The following is a 16980-nucleotide window of genomic DNA, read 5'->3' on the forward strand; positions in this document are numbered from 1 at the left end:
CGATTCCGTCCTTCAGGCCTTGGGGGTTACTTGTTGGCGCCGAGCTCGATCGGCACGCCGACGAGGGAGCCGTACTCGGTCCAGGAGCCGTCGTAGTTCTTGACGTTCTGCACACCGAGGAGCTCGTGCAGCACGAACCAGGTGAGCGCGGAACGCTCACCGATGCGGCAGTAGGCGATCGTGTCCTTGGCGAGGTCGACCTGCTCGGCGGCGTAGAGCTCCTTGAGCTCGTCGTCCGACTTGAAGGTGCCGTCGTCGTTGGCGTTCTTCGACCACGGGATGTTGCGGGCGCTCGGGACGTGGCCCGGACGCTGCGACTGCTCCTGCGGCAGGTGCGCCGGGGCGAGCAGCTTGCCGCTGAACTCGTCGGGCGACCGGACGTCGACCAGGTTCTGCGAGCCGATCGCGGCGACGACGTCGTCACGGAAGGCGCGGATGGCGGTGTTCTGGGCCTTGGCCTTGTACGCGGTGGCGGCGCGGTCGGGAACCTGCGAGCCGTCGACCAGGTCGCGGGAGTCGAGCTCCCACTTCTTGCGGCCGCCGTCGAGCAGCTTCACGTTCTCGTGGCCGTAGAGCTTGAAGTACCAGTAGGCGTAGGACGCGAACCAGTTGTTGTTGCCGCCGTAGAGGACGACCAGCGTGTCGTTGCCGATGCCCTTCGACGAGAGGAGCTTCTCGAAGCCCTCCTGGTCGATGAAGTCACGGCGGACCGGGTCCTGGAGGTCCTTGGTCCAGTCGATCCGGATGGCGTTCTTGATGTGGTTCTTCTCGTACGCCGAGGTGTCCTCGTCGACCTCGACGACCGCCACGTTCGGGTCGTCCAGGTGGTCCTGGACCCAATCGGCGTCTACCAGGACGTCGCTGCGGCTCATGCTCGTTCTCCTCCGGGGCAGTTGCGGCGGGGTGGTGCGATGGAGAGGCTGCGCGGTGCTGCATGCCGGTGAGGGCTGCGCGGCGCAATCGTGGCCCGGACAAGAGAGGTCCAGGGGCCCGGCTCGCGGAAGACGGAAACGCTTCCGCTCAGAAGGTGCGACAGAGCATGGCGGCGACGCGGCACAGGTCTACTGCCCGCCGCTTCGTGAGGTCCGCCTGTCGCTTCATGGGTCCGATCGTAGGGACGGACAGGCGGGCATGTCACCGGTGTGTCGGATGCTGAGACGCGATCGTCCGCACTGTGAAACGGAAAGGCCGCCGGAGTCCGTCCCGCACGGATTCCGGGGCCCGTGCCGGTCTCCGTCCCGGCAGCCCATCTGCGGTACGGACGGGGCCGTCTCGCCTTTCGGACAACGCCCCCGTCGGAGGGCTTCCCGCCGGTCCGGCCCGGCCCTGACCGGCGGCACACTCACCCGTCCGACCGGCGGCACGCTCACGCCGGCCCGGGCCTGCGGAACGCTCACGTCTGCCCGGGCCGCTCGGACCGTCACGCCGCCCCGGACCGGTCGGCCGGAACCTTCGAACCGCTGTCTTAGAACCGCTGTCTTAGAACCGCTGCCTTCGAACGCTCCGGTCCGGTCGAGCTTCTACCCGACCAGCCTGACGTCCGAACCCTTCACCGAGATCTCGACGCCGTCCGGAGCCGCCTCGACCTTGTCGAGCTTGATACCGCCCGGCAGCTGCTCGATCTTCTGCTGGAAGTCGGTGATCGAGCGGATCCGGCCCTCGGCGAGCTGGACGCCCAGCTTGGGCAGGGAATCGGCGTGCACCTTCACCGTGTCGCCGGAGACGGACACGGAGCTGAGCACCGAGAGTGTCCTGGACGCCTTGGAGCCGGGGACGGTCACCTCGACGGCGACCTTGACCTTGCCGTTGCCGCCGTCGGAGAGGCCCGTGACCTGGGTCTTGATGCCGAACCCGATGTCCAGGGGCTCGGGCTTGGCGGCCTTGAGAAGCTCGGCGTACGAGATCGACGCGGTGCCCGTGGCGCTGTTCGCGGTGGCCGAGCTGTAGTCGCCGCTGAAGGCGACACCGTGCATCTCGGCGTCGAGGTCGTCGATGCGGATCGTGCCCGCGGAGGAGCCCGTGCCGCCCGTCGACGCCTCGTAGTCCTTGATGCCGATCTTCACGTCGTCGAGTTCGCCGCCGACGACCTGGGTCAGGAAGGGGAAGCCCTCGATGGACACGTCGGGGGTGGCGGTGAGGCCTTCCGTGCTCTTGATCCGGTCCGCCGCCTCGTCCTCCGCGAACCCGACGGCCACCCGGTCGGCGAGCACGAACAGTCCGCCGAGAACGACTAACAGAATCAGGGATATTCGCAGTGCGCGCATGCTCGTTGTTCCCCCACATGGGACGGCCCCGTCTGGACGGCCGAGTGGCCACCGAACGCGAGCCTAACCCCGAAGGGCCCCCGAATCGGGGGCCCTTCGAAGTGGTTGTCGATCACCTGTGACGAATTCGAGCGGCCGCACGACCGCAACCGGCCGCACGACCGGGCGATCAGCCCAGCGCGCGGCCGAGCAGGTAGACCGCCGGAGCGGTGGCGGCCAGCGGCAGCGCCACACCCGCGGTGAAGTGGACGAAGCGGGACGGGTAGTCGTAGCTCGCCACCCGGTGCCCGATCAGCGCGCAGACGCCCGCGCAAGCGCCCAGGAAGGCGCCCTGCGCGCCCAGGTCCGTCATCCCCCCGACCCCGATGCCGGCACCGGCCGCGGCCAGCAGCGCGACGCCCACGGAGACCGCCGTGGGCAGCGGCAGCGCCCGGGCCAGGATCGCCGCGGCGACCGCGGCCGCGCCCACCGTGACGGCGTCCGGCTCGGCCGCCAGATGACCGGCCGCGATGATCGACAGCGCCGCGGAGACGACGGTCGCCATCAGGCCGTACATCCGGGTGTCCGGGTCGGCGTGGCTGCGGAGCTGGAGCACGAGGGTCAGCAGGACCCACACGCCGAGGGTGCCGAGGATCGCGGCGGGCGCGTTCTCCCGGCCGGCCACGAGCAGCGCCACGTCGGCGGTCACCGCGCCCAGGAACGCCAGCGCGATGCCCTGCCGGGCGGGCCACATCCCGTTCAGCCGGAACCAGCCGGCCGCGGTGACGGCCTGGAGCAGGACGAGCGGCACGACGAGCGCGTACTCCCCGATCGCCGCCGTCCCCGAGAGCAGCAGCGCGAGCAGCGCCGTCAGCGCGGCCGGCTGGATGCCCGGCTCGATGACCGGCGACCGTCCCTCGGCGCGGGCGCGCTGCGCGTCGGTGATCCGGCTCTGCCCGGTGACCGTCGCGGGCCCGTAGGCGACGCCGGCCTCGCTCACGCTCTCGGGCGGGGTCCCGCCGTCACGGAGCGTCCCGCCGGGGCGGGACGGGTCCGCCGGGCCGTCGGCGGCCGGAGCGTGGCCCGGGTTCCACGGCTGCGCCGGGGCCTCGGGCGGCAGGGTCGCCCCCGCGGCGCCGCCGTACCCCTGGGACTCGCCGTAGGTCTGGTAGCCCTGCGGGGGCAGGTACGAGGCGTCGGCCTCCTGGACCGGTGCCTGCGCCTGCGTCTCCCAGGTCCGCCCCTCCCACTGCTGGGTGTGCTGCGGCCAGTCGGCGTGCTGCTGGGGCTCCTGGGACGGGTGTCCCTGCGGTTGCTGATACGGGTCGTATCCCTCGCGGCGACCCTCGTACGGCTGGTTGCTCATCGTCTCGTTCACCCTCCTGCGAACGGCGGGAGCACCTCGACCGTGCCGCCCTCGGCCAGCCGTACCGTCTCATGCCCGCGGGTCCCCACGGGATCACCGTCGATCAGGAACGAGCATCGCCGCAGGACGTGGACGAATTCGCCGGGGTGCCGTTCGCGGGCCGCGTCGAGCGCCTCGGCGAGCGTGCCGGCGTCGTACGGCTCGTCGCCGACGCCTGCCGCGGCCTTGGCGGCGGCCCAGTAACGCACCGTGCCCTTTGCCATCTCGTTCCTCAATCAGCGATCTGGTGTGCTCGTGTGTATGGAGTCCGCGCACCTGTGCGCGTGGACCCCGCCAGGCTAGTTCCTGTCGTCAAATTCCCGCATGGGCGGCGCCCCAGCCCGCGATACGGCCGAGCAGGCCGTCGGCGGCGGCGTTCTCCGCGTGCCCCATGCCGTGCTCCAGCCACAGTTCGGCGTGCCCGCCGGAGGCGTCGGCCAGCATGCGCGGGTGGTCGACCGGGAAGTAGCCGTCCCGGTCGCCGTGGACGAGGAGGAGCGGGGTCGGCGCGATGTGCGGGACGCACTCGACCGGGGACGCCGGCACCGGGTTCCAGTCCTGGTGGTGGATACGGGTCCGCAGACCGACCCGGCCCACGATCCGGCCCGCCGGACGGGTCACCAGCCAGTGCACCCGCCGCATGGGGGCCGTACCCCGGTAGTACCAGCGGGCCGGCGCGCTCACCGAAACCACCGCGTCCGTACGCGCCTCCGTGCGCCCCTCGTGCTCCAGGCCGGGCCCCGGCTCACCACCCGCGGATTTCCCGCCGTAGAGCGCCGCGTGCCGCAGCACCACCGAGCCGCCCATCGAGAAGCCGACCGTCACGATCCGGGTGTGCCCGAGTTCACGCGCCCAGGCGACCGCCGCCGCCAGATCGTGGACCTCACGGTCACCGACCGTGGAACGGCCGCCCGATCCGCCGTGACCACGGAAGGAGAAGGTGACCACCGCCCCCTCGCGGGCGAGGACGCCGGCCGCGCGGCGGACGTGCGGACGGTCCAGACCGCCCGTGAATCCGTGTGCGACGATGAACGCAAGGTCACCGGAAGACTCCGCTCCGGGGTCGTACGCCGCATCGATCGTCACGCCGTCGACCGTGCGCAGAAACGTCCGCGAAGGGACGCGCGGCGTCGTCTCAAGGCGTGGACTCTTGAAAGATCGCGTCACTTGACCTGCCGGACCTGAGCTCATGTGGGCTATTCTGCTGGGCATGAGGACTCGGGCAGAGTAGCCCCCGGGTCCTTTTGTGCTTTCGGAAGCGTTGTATACGAAGCGGGAAACCGCAGGTGTACGGGCCGCGAAGGCGCGGCGGATCCCGGAGACGCGGGAGCCGCATGTACAGGGCAGTGCCGCAAACGTCCTCGCAGGGACCGAGGAGGAACCAGACGTTATGGGCGAGCGAACCGTGCACGAAGGCAGGACGACCCGAGTGGGTGAGGCTCGATGAGCTCTCTCCTGCTCCTGACCAACGCCCTTCAGCCGTCGACGGAGGTGCTTCCCGCTCTCGGCCTGCTGCTGCACAACGTGCGCGTGGCGCCGGCCGAAGGCCCGGCCCTCGTCGACACCCCCGGTGCCGACGTCATCCTGATCGACGGACGACGTGACCTTCCCCAGGTCCGCAGCCTGTGCCAGTTGCTGCGTTCCACGGGACCCGGCTGTCCGCTCGTCCTCGTCGTGACCGAGGGCGGCCTCGCGGCCGTCACGGCCGACTGGGGCATCGACGACGTCCTCCTCGACACGGCGGGCCCCGCCGAGGTCGAGGCGCGCCTGCGGCTCGCGATGGGCCGCCAGCAGATCGTCAACGACGACTCCCCGATGGAGATCCGCAACGGCGACCTCTCCGTGGACGAGGCGACCTACAGCGCCAAGCTCAAGGGCCGGGTCCTCGACCTGACCTTCAAGGAGTTCGAGCTCCTGAAGTACCTCGCGCAGCACCCGGGCCGCGTCTTCACCCGCGCCCAGCTCCTCCAGGAGGTCTGGGGCTACGACTACTTCGGCGGTACGCGGACGGTCGACGTCCACGTGCGGCGGCTGCGCGCGAAGCTCGGACCCGAGCACGAGTCGCTGATCGGAACCGTCCGGAACGTCGGTTACCGATTCGTTACCCCGGAGAAGGTGGAGCGCGCCGCGGACGGGGCGAAGGCCAAAGCGGCCCAGCCAAAGCCGGAGGATGCGGACGAGACGGCGCACACGGACGACGCCGCCCCGGCGCGGGCAGCGGTGGAGCCCCAGGAAGCCGCCGTACGCCCTGCCCAGAGGTAGGTCCATCCGCGTAGACTCCGCGCGTGGCCAAGGTGACTAGGGATGATGTGGCGCGACTGGCGGGTACGTCCACCGCCGTCGTCAGCTATGTCATCAACAACGGACCCCGGCCGGTCGCCCCGGCCACGCGCGAGCGTGTTCTCGCCGCGATCAAGGAGCTGGGGTACCGGCCCGACCGGGTCGCCCAGGCCATGGCCTCGCGGAAGACCGAGCTCATAGGACTGATCGTGCCGGACGCGCGCCAGCCCTTCTTCGGGGAGATGGCGCACGCCGTCGAACAGGCCGCCGCCGAGCGCGGGAAGATGGTCCTGGTCGGCAACTCCGACTACATCGCCGAGCGCGAGGTGCACTATCTGCGCGCCTTCCTCGGCATGCGGGTCTCCGGACTGATCCTCGTCAGCCACGCGCTGAACGACCACGCGGCCGCCGAGATCGACGCGTGGGACGCCCGCGTGGTGCTCCTGCACGAGCGCCCCGAGGCGATCGACGACGTCGCCGTCGTCACCGACGACATAGGGGGCGCCCAGCTCGCCACCCGGCACCTCCTGGAGCACGGGTACGAGTACGTGGCCTGTCTCGGCGGTACGGCCGAGACCCCCGCCGTCGGCGACCCCGTCTCCGACCACGTCGAGGGCTGGCGACGTGCCATGCAGGAGGCCGGCAAGCCGACCGAGGGACGCCTCTTCGAGGCTCCGTACAACCGGTACGACGCCTACAAGGTCGGCCTCGAACTGCTCGCCGGACCGCACCGGCCGCCGGCCATCTTCTGCTCCACGGACGACCAGGCGATCGGTGTCCTGCGCGCCGCGCGCGAGCTGCGCATCGACGTGCCGGGGCAGCTCGCGGTCGCCGGGTTCGACGACGTCAAGGAGGCGGCCCTGACCGATCCTCCTCTGACAACGATCGCATCGGACCGGCCGGCGATGGCCCGCGCGGCCGTGGACCTCGTACTGGACGACGGGCTGCGGGTGCCCGGCTCCCGCCGCGAGCGGTTGAAGCTGTTCCCCTCGCGCCTGGTGGTACGCCAGTCCTGCGGCTGCGAGTAGGCCCCTCCGGGGGCGGCCCGCCGCCCCCGCGCACCGCAGGTGCGGACCCCACGGACGGACACCACACACGGACGACAGCGGAGATCCCCGCGCCCCTGAGGGGACGCGGGGATCTCCGTGTGCCGTGACAGGTCCGGCGGGACCTAGAACAGCAGGTTGTACTGGTTGAAGCCGGTGCCGAGGCTCTTGCGGGTGCCGAAGAGGCTGCTGGAGGCCTTGTTGGTGCCCGGGTAGAGCCACAGCGTGCCGCCCGAGTCGCGGGCGAGGACGTCCGCGATGCCGTCACCGGTCACGTCGCCGTTGGCCACGTACGAGGTGAAGTTCCAGCCCGTACGGGCCTGGATGCGCGCCGAGAACGGGGTCTTCTCGACCTGCGTGCCCCGGTAGAGGTACAGGACGCCCGAGCTGTTGCGGACCAGCAGGTCGGCGCGGCCGTCGCCGGACAGGTCGCCGTGACCGAAGATCTTGACGTTCTTCCACGCCCTGTCGACGATCTTGACGCGGCCGTAGAACTGGCCGGTGCCCTTGCCCGGGTAGAGGTAGACCGAACCGTCGGCGTCCACCGCGACCAGGTCGGGGCGGGAGTCACCGGTCAGGTCGCCGGGGACGGCGTACGACTTGTAGCCGCCCCACACCGAACTGATCTGCATCCACTCGAAATCGCCCGAGCTGTGGTTCATGTAGCTGCGGTAGAGCTTGCCGTCGCCCTTGTCCCGCATGATCAGGTCCTGGTAGAAGTCCCGGTCCAGATCGGCCTGGAGGACCCAGCTCGCGTTCTGCCAGCCGTTGCCCTGGTAGGCGCGGGGGGCGAGGGAGGTGCCCTTGCTGTCCTGCTCGAACAGACCGCCGGAGGGCGTGCGCTCCAGCAGGTCGGCGCGGCCGTCGAACGTCAGGTCCGCGTCGTCGATGCGGGGCTGGGCCGCCCAGGTGTACGAGGACACCTTGGTGAACACCGGGTAGGCGCCCTCGGCGGTGCAGCCGGAGACACCCCACGAGACGATGCCGATGATCTTTCCGCCGAACATCACCGGGCCGCCGGAGTCACCGTTGCACGGGCTCTTGGTGCCCTCGTCGGTGCCGGTCGCCGGGGTGCCCGCGCAGAACATGGAGCCCTCGATGAAGTCGTCCTCGCCGAGGACCGCTTTCATCGCGGTGTTGCAGGTCGAGTCCGACACCAGCGGCAGGGTGACCTTGCGCAGGTTCGCCGACAGGTCGGCGTCCGCTGCGCCCGAGGTCAGACCCCAGCCGTAGACGGTGGCGGAGTTGCCGGCCCTGTACGAGGCGCTGTCGCCGGCGGCCGCCAGCTTCGCCCACTGGTTCTCCAGCGGGCGGTCCAGGGTGAGGACGGCGACGTCGTTCTGGAGGGTCGAGCCGTCGAAGTGCGGGTGGTTCCACTGGCGGTAGACGCCCGCGACGGTGCCGTTGGTGTCGTCCAGCAGACCGGTGGCACCGGCGACGACCGCGCCGTTGTCCGCCCAGTCCAGACCGGCGACACAGTGGGCGGCGGTGAGGACCTTGTTCGGGGCGACGAGGGTGCCGCCGCAGAAGTAGCCGGTCCCCGCCGTGCTGTCGTAGTAGGAGAGCTGGACCATCCACGGTGCGGAGGAGATCGTCGTCTCGCTGCCGCCGATGATGAACGGCGTCTTCTTGGGCGCCGTTCCGGGGGGCGCCTGGGTCTTGGCGGCCTCGACGACGCGGTGGCGCAGCTCCTTGTCGGAGGCGGTCGGCGCGGGCGCCGCGGTGGACTGGGCGACGCTCGCGTCGGGCAGTCCGGCCGGGTCACCGGCCGCGGAGGCGGGCTGTGCCGCGAGGGCGCCGGCGCAGGTCAGCGCCAGCGCGAGAGCGGCCGTCGGCAACGCCGTGGCGGGGCGTCTCCAGCGGTCGCGCAGGGCAGGTATCACTCAGGACTCCTGGTGTGGGTGCGTGTGTCTTCTCGTCAGAGGCCCGAGAAGGGCGTACGACGCACCGGCCCGACCGTCGACGGCAATCGCTTGCATCGACATCGGGCGTAACCGCGGAGCCCCCCTCCGGCCCCGGAATCGTAGGCCTCACCGATCTCTGGGCACACGGTCTTCACAGCGGTCGGAAGAGTGTTCGCCCCCGGCGTTCCGGGACATCACCCGAACGCAACCCGCCGTTCGCCGGGGAGCGGCGGGACCACACACGGTGCACGGCCGCATACGCGGCGAAGCGCGGCACAAACCCCGCGGAGGCACACGGCGAGGGGTCACAGGCAGCCCTGACCGTGCCCACAGAGGTCTCACGGGAGGCTCACGGAAAGCGCCTTTATATAGGGCATACGAGGTTCTGTCGGGCTTCTCAGGGGCCACTCAGGGAGCTCTCATGATCGGGGGACAGTCTTTTTTCATGACCGAGAGCTTCCGCCGTAGCGGCGAGTACCCCCAGGGCGACCACCACGGGTCCGCGTACCCGGAGCAGCAGTCGCACCCCTCCTCCCCCGTGAACCCCGAGTGGCCGCCACCCCCGGCGTACGACCCGGCCGCGCCCGTCCACGTCGAGCCGGGTACGACCGTGTGGCCGGGCTCCGGTCACGGCGGCAGCGGCGGGCACGGCGGCCACGCCCCGTACGCCGGCCACCCCGAGCCCGACCCCGCCGGCACCACCGCCGCGTTCGCCACGGTGGGCGCCGGCCACCCCGAGCCCCCCGCGAACGCGACCGCCCGGCGGCGCGCCAAGGGCCCGTTCGCCCTGCTCGCCGCGGTGGCGATCGTCGCGGCGGCGATCGGCGGCGGTACCGCGTACGCCTTCCAGGAGCTGACCGGCAACGACACCGCCGCCACCTCCAGCACCACCAGCGCCAACGTGGTGCCCACCAGCCAGCGCGGCACGGTCTCCGGCGTCGCCAAGGCGGTCAGCCCGAGCATCGTCGAGATCAGCGCGACCTCGAACGCGGGCTCGTCCACCGGCTCGGGCGTGATCATCACGACCGGCGGCGAGATCATCACCAACAACCACGTCGTCTCGGGCGCCTCCGCGATCAAGGTGCGGCTGAACAACGGCAAGTCGTACGCCGCGAGCGTGGTCGGCACCGACAGCAAGAAGGACCTCGCGCTGATCAAGCTGGACAACGCGCCGTACGGTCTGAAGCCCGCGTCGCTCGGTAACTCCGACGGCGTCCAGGTCGGCGACCAGGTCGTCGCGATCGGCTCCCCCGAGGGCCTGACCGGCACCGTCACCAGCGGCATCGTCTCCGCCCTCGACCGGGACGTGACCGTCTCCACCGACGAGAGCCAGGGTCAGCAGCAACAGCAGGACGGCAGCGGCAACGGCCAGTGGCCGTTCGAGTTCGGCGGCCGGCAGTTCAACGGCGACACCGGCTCCTCCACCACGACGTACAAGGCCCTGCAGACCGACGCCTCGCTCAACCCGGGCAACTCCGGCGGCGCCCTCATCGACATGAACGGCAACATCGTCGGCATCAACTCCGCGATGTACTCGGCCGCTTCGGACTCCTCGTCGTCCTCGTCGAGCGCGGGCAGCGTCGGCCTCGGCTTCGCCATCCCGATCAACACCGTCAAGTCCGACCTGGCCACGCTGCGGGCCGGCGGTTCCGACAGCTGACCCCGGAGGTCGCCATGATGATCAAGAGCGTCCAGCACACCGCGCCGGCCGCCGGCCCGGCCGGACTCGGCGTCGCCCTGGCGGTCGCCCGCGAACTGCACCCGCCCGTCCGGCGCGCCCCCGAACTGGCCCCCGCCGTGTCCCGTCCCGCCCAGCGCCGCTCGTCCGGCCGCCGCCGTACCGTACGAAGCTGATCCATTCCGGGACAGCCAGGAACGTGCGAGGCTGAAAACACCGGATCACACCCCACCCCACCCGAGGAACCCGACGCCCATGAGCTCCGCCGAAGGCGACCGTGACACCCAGCGCATCCTGATCGTCGACGACGAGCCGGCCGTGCGCGACGCACTCAAGCGCAGCCTCGCCTTCGAGGGGTACGACACCGAGGTCGCCGTCGACGGCGCGGACGCCCTGGAGAAGGCGACGGCCTACCAGCCCGACCTGGTCGTCCTCGACATCCAGATGCCCCGCATGGACGGCCTCACCGCGGCCCGCCGGATGCGTGGCGCGGGCACCACCACGCCCATCCTCATGCTGACGGCCCGGGACACGGTCGGCGACCGGGTCACCGGGCTGGACGCCGGAGCGGACGACTATCTCGTCAAGCCCTTCGAGCTCGACGAACTCTTCGCCCGCATCCGGGCGTTGCTGCGGCGCAGCTCGTACGCGGCGTCCGCGGGCGCGGTGGTCGAGGACGACGCGCTGACCTTCGGCGACCTGCGCATGGACCTGTCGACGCGCGAGGTCACCCGTGCGGGGCGCCCGGTGGAGCTGACCCGCACCGAGTTCACCCTGCTGGAGATGTTCCTGGCCCACCCGCGCCAGGTCCTCACCCGCGAACAGATCCTGAAGGCCGTCTGGGGCTTCGACTTCGAGCCGTCGTCGAACTCCCTCGACGTCTACGTCATGTACCTGCGCCGCAAGACGGAGGCGGGCGGCGAGCCGCGCCTGGTCCACACGGTGCGGGGCGTGGGGTACGTACTACGGTCCGGCGGCGCGGAGTGATGCGACGCTTCAGGTCGCTGCCCCTGCGCTCACGCCTGGCCCTCCTGGTGGCGGCGGCGGTGGCGTTCGGCGTGGCGACGGTTTCGGTCACCTGCTGGTTCATCGTGCAGGGGAAGCTCTACGAGCAGGTCGACAACGATCTGCAGAGGGGCATGAGAGGCCCGCCGGGTGCGATCCTCAACGCCCTCAACTACTGCTCCGTGACCCCGGACAGCACTGATTCCCCCTTCCGGAACAACTACGTCCAGGTGGTCAAGGAGAACGGGACCGCCTGCCCCGTCGACAACTCCGTGGGCAAGGTCAAGGTGACCCAGTCCGACAGGACGGCCATCAAGAACGGCGAATTCAACAAGTCCTACTTCCGTGACGGCACCGACGAAGACGGCAACGCGGTGCGTGTGATGCTTCGGCCGCTGAACACCACCACCGCCGATGGGCAGCCCGGACCCAACGTGGGTCTCGTGATCGCCACCTCTCTGAAGAGCACCCAGTCCACCCTGAACGACCTCGCCCTGGTCCTGCTTCTCGTCTCCGGACTCGGAGTGGTGGGCGCCGGGGCCGCCGGGCTCTGGGTCGCGCGGGCCGGGCTTCGGCCGGTCGACGAACTCACCGAGGCCGTGGAACACGTCGCCCGCACCGAGGACCTCACCATCCGCATCCCCGTCGACGAGGAGAGCGACGACGAGATCGCCCGGCTCTCCCGTTCCTTCAACTCGATGACCGCCTCCCTCGCGACCTCGCGCGAGGTGCAGCGGCAGCTCATCGCCGACGCCGGACACGAACTGCGGACGCCGCTCACCTCCCTGCGCACGAACATCGAACTCCTCACCCGCAGCGAGGAGATCGGCCGCCCGATCCCCCCGGCGGACCGCAAGGCACTGCTCACCTCGGTGACCGCGCAGATGACCGAGCTGGCGGCGCTGATCGGCGACCTTCAGACACTGTCGCGATCGGACGCGGGACACCCGGCCGACCGGGTGGAGGTCGTGGCACTCCAGGACACCGTGGAAGCGGCCCTGCGCAGGGCCCGGCTGCGCGGCCCGGAGCTGACGATCACGGCCGGCCTTCAGCCCTGGTACGTCCGGGCGGAGCCCTCCGCGCTGGAGCGGGCGATCGTGAACATCCTCGACAACGCGGTGAAGTTCAGCCCCGCGGGCGGAACGATCGACGTCCGGCTGGAGGGCGGCGAACTGACCGTGCGCGACCACGGCCCCGGCATCCCCGGCGAGGAACTCCCCCACGTCTTCGACCGGTTCTGGCGTTCCCCGGACGCGCGGGCCCTCCCCGGCTCGGGCCTCGGCCTGTCCATCGTGGCCCGCACGGTCCAGCAGTGCGGGGGCGAGGTGACGCTGAGTCCCGCGGAGGGCGGCGGCACGATCGCGGCCGTACGGCTTCCGGGGGCCCCGACGGCCCCGCCCGACACGCCCTGACCCGCTCTCCGGCGCGAGCGAGCCCCCACCCGGCAGCGGGTGGGGGCTCGCTCGTCGACGGCCGGTGTCCGGACCGGGCCGCTCCGGCCCGGCGGACGAGCGCGGGACCGGTCGGCGGTTCCGGCTACTTGACGATCGTGATCCGGTCCGCCGCGGGGACCGGGTACGGCGCCGCAGCCGAGGAGTTGGCCGTCAGGTAGGTGCCCAGGGCTGCCAGGTCGTCGCCGCCGACACGGACGTTGCCGCCCTTGCCGAGCTCGGCGAAGCCGTCGCCGCCGCCCGCGAGGAAGGAGTTCATCGCGACGCGGTAGGTGGCGGCCGGGTCGATCGCGGTGCCGTCGAGCTTGACCGAGTCGGCGACGACCCGCGCCGCGCCGGTCTTGGTCAGGTCGAGGGTGTAGGTGAGGCCCTTGGAGATCTGGAGGATCTTCGGGGAGGCCTCGTTGGAGCCGCTGACCTGCTGCTGGAGCGCGGTGATCACCTGGGCACCGGTGAGGTCGACCAGGTTGACGGTGTTGGCGAACGGCTGGACCGTGTAGGCCTCCCCGTAGGTCACCACGCCGTCTCCCTCACCGCCGCTCGCGGTGTAGGTGAGGCCGGCGCGGATGCCGCCCGGGTTCATCACCGCGAGGTCGGCCTCGGGGTCGACGGACTTGGCGTACGCGAGCTGCGCGTCGGCGATCAGGTCGCCGGCCTGCGACTCGGTGCCGGTGTTGCCGATGTCGCCCGCGATGTAGCCGAGGGGACGGGAGGCGACCGGCGCGGCGAGCGTCTTCCACTTGGTGACCAGCGTCGTCATGTCGGCGGCCTTCGCGACATCACGGGTGACCACGTGGTTCGCGGACTTCACCGCCGTACGGGCGATGTCACCGGTCCAGCGGTCGTACGTCAGCGTGGTGTCCGTGTACAGCCGGCCGAAGGAGGAGGCCGAGGTGACCATGCGGGGCCGCCCCGCCGGGTCGGGGACGGTGCACGCGTACGCCTGGTGGGTGTGGCCGGTGACCAGCGCGTCCACGGCCGGCGTGACGTTCTTGGCGATGTCGACGATCGGCCCGGAGATGCCGTCCCCGGCGCCGGGGCTGTCGCAGTCGTAGTTGTACGCCGTCGACGCGGGCGCACCGCCCTCGTGGATCAGCGCGACGATCGACTTCACGCCCTGGCGCTGGAGCTCCTTGGCGTACTTGTTGATCGTCTCGACCTCGTCGCCGAACTTCAGGCCCTTGACGCCCTCGGCGGACACGATGTTCGGCGTGCCCTCCAGCGTGACGCCGATGAAGCCGACCTTGACGCCGTTCTTCTTCCACACCCAGTAGGGCTTGAGGATCGGCTTCCCGCTCTTCTCGTCGGTCACGTTCGCCGCGAGGTAGGGGAAGTCGGCGCCGGTGAACTTCTTGCCGCCGTAGCAGCCGTCCGTCGGGTGGCAGCCGCCCTTCTGGAGCCGGGCCAGCTCCTTGGCGCCCTCGTCGAACTCGTGGTTGCCGACCGAAGTGACGTCGAGGTCGAGGCCGTTGAGCGCCTCGATCGTCGGCTCGTCGTGGAAGAGACCGGAGATCAGCGGGGAGGCGCCGACCATGTCGCCGGCGGCCGCCGTGATCGAGTACTTGTTGCCCTTGCGGGCGTCGCGCAGATGCGTGGCCAGGTACTCGACACCACCCGCGTCGACGGTCTTCGTCGTGCCGTCCGCCTGAAGTTCCGTGACCCGGCCCGAGGAACCGGTCGGCGGCTCCAGATTGCCGTGCAGGTCGTTGAAGGACAGCAGCTGGACGTCCTGGTAGCGGCCGTTGCCGTGGTGGTGCGACGGTGTCGGCTCGTCCTGGTGCGCACTCGCCGGGATCGCGGCGGCCAGCGCCCCGACGGTGGCGAGACCGGCGGCGGCCGCGAGGAGTCGATGCGTGCGTCTGTACCGGATCGTGGGCGGCATGGTTCCCCCTGGAGAACGGTGAAAAGACAGAAACGGTGTGCCGTGCGTGAGCCGAGCGAGTGGTGCGGGTGGTGCGGGTGGCGCCTGCCACGGGTGCTGTGGGCACCGTGTGCCGGCTGATGAACAGCCGTCGCTTTGCATGCACTTTAGGATCAACGCGCGTAGCGCGAAAGATGGTTCAGGGTTACAGGCTGGTTGCCATCACCACACCGAAAGCCGACAACCGCGTCACCGCAGCTCGTCGGGGGCACGCCCTCGCCCCTCTACCTCGGCCTCCTGCCGCGATCCGCTGAGGCCCGCTCCGGCCTCCCCGGCCGAGACGTACTCCGCCCTCCCCGGCTCGTCCCTCCCGCCACGATCCGTGTCCGCGTCGCCCAACTCCTCGTCCCCCCATCGCCGAGCCGTACCCTCGTATCCATGACCAGCGACGACGCGGCACCCTTCGCCCTCTCCCGCTCCATCGAGACCTACTCCGTGCTCTCCCCGGACCAGGCCGAGGACGTGCTCGAGCTGCTCGCGCAGGCCGCTCGGGCCGATGGACAGCAGGCCGTGTCCGAGCAGGGCCGCCTCCAGCTGAAGGGCGGGAGCCGCGAGGGCGTCCGGCATCTGCTGCTGACCGTCGGCGACGAACTGGTCGGCTACGCACAGCTGGAGGACACCGACCCGGTCGAGGCCCCGGCCGCCGAACTGGTCGTCCACCCGGCGCACCGGGGGCACGGTCACGGGCGGGCGCTCGGCTCGGCGATGCTCAACGAGTCCGGGAAGCGGCTGCGGGTGTGGGCGCACGGCGGTCACTCCGCCGCCCGGCATCTCGCACAGGTCCTGGGCCTCACCCTCTTCCGCGAACTGCGCCAGATGCGGCGCCCGTTGGAGAACCTCGACCTGCCCGAGCCGAAGCTGCCGGAGGGAGTGACCGTCCGGACCTTCGTACCGGGCCAGGACGACGCCGCCTGGCTCGCCGTGAACGCCGCCGCCTTCGCCCACCACCCCGAGCAGGGCTCCCTCACCCAGCGCGACCTGGACGACCGGACCGCCGAGCCGTGGTTCGACCCGGCCGGCTTCTTCCTCGCTTTCCGGGGCGAGGAACTCGTCGGCTTCCACTGGACCAAGGTGCACGCCGAGGAGGGGCTGGGCGAGGTGTACGTCCTCGGCGTACGCCCCGGCGCCCAGGGCGGCGGCCTCGGCAAGGCCCTGACCACGATCGGTCTGCGCCACCTCGCCGCGCAGACCCTGCCCACCGCGATGCTCTACGTCGACGCCGACAACAAGGCGGCGGTCTCCGTCTACGAGCGTCTCGGCTTCGTCACCCACGAGACGGACCTCATGTACCGCACGGAGTCCTGAGCCCGCGGCGCGCGAGCGCCCTCCGGAGGCCGAAGTCAGCGGCGGGCGAGGACGGTTGTCCGGCGTCGCCGCAGGGGTTCGCCCAGGAAGCGGGCCCCCGCCAGCACGACCACGACCAGGACGGCCGCCCATCGTCGGTGCGCGTCGTCCCAGTGCGGGTCGGACGGGCCGACGAAGAGCTCCCAGCGCGCGGGAAGCAGTACCGCGGCGGCGAAGAAGGCGCCCACCAGTCCGGCGGATATCGCGATCCCCGGTTCGGTGGCCCCCGAGTGCCGCACGGCGACGAGACCGGAGGTCAGCGCGAGGGTCATGACAGCGGCCGCTTCCAGGGTGATCGCGCCCATCGGGGGCCGTCCCTCGGCGGGTATGAGGAACAGCGCGGCCGTCCAGCACACCGCCGTGAACGGTACGACGAGCACCAGCCGCAGCCCCGTCCGCACCGGGCGTCTGGTCGGCACCGTGGCCGTGGTGTGCCGGGCCGGGTCGTCGAACAGGAACGCCAGTCCCAGGCCGAAGGCGAGGGCGGCGGCCCGCAGCAGGTTGAGGCACAGCCACAGGTCCGGTTCCTCGGAGACCGTCCGGGAGGATCCGGCCAGCATCAGCCCGAGGACGGCGCCTGTCATCACGGCCCACCGGGGCAGACCACGCCACACCGGGCGGACCAGGGCGCGGGCCACGACGTGCGTGGGTGGGGGCCCGGCGGGTTTCGTGAGGCTGTCGGCGGAAGCGTCTGTCATCGTCT

16 protein-coding genes are annotated in these 16980 nt (G+C 71.0%); 7 read left to right on the top strand and 9 right to left on the bottom strand.

The genetic code is table 11. The features are described 5' to 3' along the window. Positions 1-26: 26 nt before the first annotated feature. The 6 genes from ACFYW9_RS10705 to ACFYW9_RS10730 form a co-directional block, all read right to left on the bottom strand. Complete coding sequence (locus ACFYW9_RS10705) at positions 27-872, bottom strand: sulfurtransferase (protein WP_351860277.1); 846 nt, start codon at positions 870-872, stop codon at positions 27-29. A 148-nt stretch (positions 873-1020) separates the two neighbouring features. After that, positions 1021-1101: a putative leader peptide gene (locus ACFYW9_RS10710; RefSeq protein WP_350310325.1), complete on the bottom strand. Its 81-nt coding sequence runs from the start codon at positions 1099-1101 to the stop codon at positions 1021-1023. Positions 1102-1520: 419 nt separating this feature from the next. Further along, positions 1521-2264 (bottom strand): DUF2993 domain-containing protein, encoded by a 744-nt coding sequence (locus ACFYW9_RS10715; RefSeq protein WP_389147464.1) that lies wholly within the window; start codon positions 2262-2264, stop codon positions 1521-1523. A gap of 169 nt (positions 2265-2433) precedes the next feature. After that, on the bottom strand, positions 2434-3609 hold the full coding sequence (locus ACFYW9_RS10720; RefSeq protein WP_389147467.1) for a hypothetical protein: 1176 nt from the start codon (positions 3607-3609) through the stop codon (positions 2434-2436). Positions 3610-3617: 8 nt separating this feature from the next. Further along, positions 3618-3872 (bottom strand): MoaD/ThiS family protein, encoded by a 255-nt coding sequence (locus ACFYW9_RS10725; protein WP_355759864.1) that lies wholly within the window; start codon positions 3870-3872, stop codon positions 3618-3620. An 88-nt stretch (positions 3873-3960) separates the two neighbouring features. After that, entirely contained in the window at positions 3961-4839 is an 879-nt protein-coding gene (locus ACFYW9_RS10730) for an alpha/beta hydrolase family protein (RefSeq protein ID WP_389147471.1), read from the bottom strand. A 252-nt stretch (positions 4840-5091) separates the two neighbouring features. Between ACFYW9_RS10730 and ACFYW9_RS10735 the strand changes: the two genes are divergently transcribed. Next, entirely contained in the window at positions 5092-5910 is an 819-nt protein-coding gene (locus ACFYW9_RS10735) for a response regulator transcription factor (protein ID WP_351860286.1), read from the top strand. A 23-nt stretch (positions 5911-5933) separates the two neighbouring features. Continuing rightward, positions 5934-6956, top strand: coding sequence for a LacI family DNA-binding transcriptional regulator (locus tag ACFYW9_RS10740; protein WP_328450918.1), 1023 nt, complete (start codon positions 5934-5936; stop codon positions 6954-6956). 143 nt (positions 6957-7099) lie between these two features. On the opposite strand, the gene ACFYW9_RS10745 is transcribed toward ACFYW9_RS10740, so the two are convergent. Beyond that, positions 7100-8857, bottom strand: coding sequence for a trypsin-like serine protease (locus ACFYW9_RS10745; RefSeq protein WP_389147476.1), 1758 nt, complete (start codon positions 8855-8857; stop codon positions 7100-7102). 466 nt (positions 8858-9323) lie between these two features. Here ACFYW9_RS10745 and ACFYW9_RS10750 point away from each other — a divergent pair, with 466 nt between their 5' ends. The 4 genes from ACFYW9_RS10750 to ACFYW9_RS10765 all read left to right on the top strand — a co-directional run bounded on the left by ACFYW9_RS10750 (position 9324) and on the right by ACFYW9_RS10765 (position 12973). Beyond that, the gene (locus ACFYW9_RS10750; protein WP_389147479.1) at positions 9324-10538 is read left to right on the top strand and encodes a S1C family serine protease; all 1215 of its coding nucleotides are present in this window, start codon (positions 9324-9326) and stop codon (positions 10536-10538) included. A 14-nt stretch (positions 10539-10552) separates the two neighbouring features. Beyond that, entirely contained in the window at positions 10553-10732 is a 180-nt protein-coding gene (locus ACFYW9_RS10755) for a hypothetical protein (protein ID WP_389147482.1), read from the top strand. Between the two features lie 79 nt (positions 10733-10811). Further along, entirely contained in the window at positions 10812-11543 is a 732-nt protein-coding gene (locus tag ACFYW9_RS10760; RefSeq protein WP_037622391.1) for a response regulator transcription factor, read from the top strand. Then, positions 11543-12973, top strand: a complete 1431-nt coding sequence (locus tag ACFYW9_RS10765; protein ID WP_389147486.1) for an ATP-binding protein — start codon at positions 11543-11545, stop codon at positions 12971-12973. Before ACFYW9_RS10760 ends, ACFYW9_RS10765 begins: the two co-directional genes overlap by 1 nt. A 124-nt stretch (positions 12974-13097) precedes the next feature. Here ACFYW9_RS10765 and ACFYW9_RS10770 read toward each other — a convergent pair whose 3' ends face one another. Next, on the bottom strand, positions 13098-14894 hold the full coding sequence (locus tag ACFYW9_RS10770) for a bifunctional metallophosphatase/5'-nucleotidase (protein ID WP_389147489.1): 1797 nt from the start codon (positions 14892-14894) through the stop codon (positions 13098-13100). 417 nt (positions 14895-15311) lie between these two features. On the opposite strand from ACFYW9_RS10770, the gene mshD reads away from it, so the two are divergent. Next, on the top strand, positions 15312-16238 hold the full coding sequence (gene mshD, locus ACFYW9_RS10775; protein WP_389147492.1) for a mycothiol synthase: 927 nt from the start codon (positions 15312-15314) through the stop codon (positions 16236-16238). 35 nt (positions 16239-16273) lie between these two features. Here mshD and ACFYW9_RS10780 read toward each other — a convergent pair whose 3' ends face one another. Further along, positions 16274-16975: an ABC transporter gene (locus ACFYW9_RS10780; protein WP_389147495.1), complete on the bottom strand. Its 702-nt coding sequence runs from the start codon at positions 16973-16975 to the stop codon at positions 16274-16276. Positions 16976-16980 lie beyond the last annotated feature (5 nt).

The sequence above is a fragment of the Streptomyces sp. NPDC002698 genome, assembly GCF_042888945.1.
Lineage (GTDB): Bacteria > Actinomycetota > Actinomycetes > Streptomycetales > Streptomycetaceae > Streptomyces.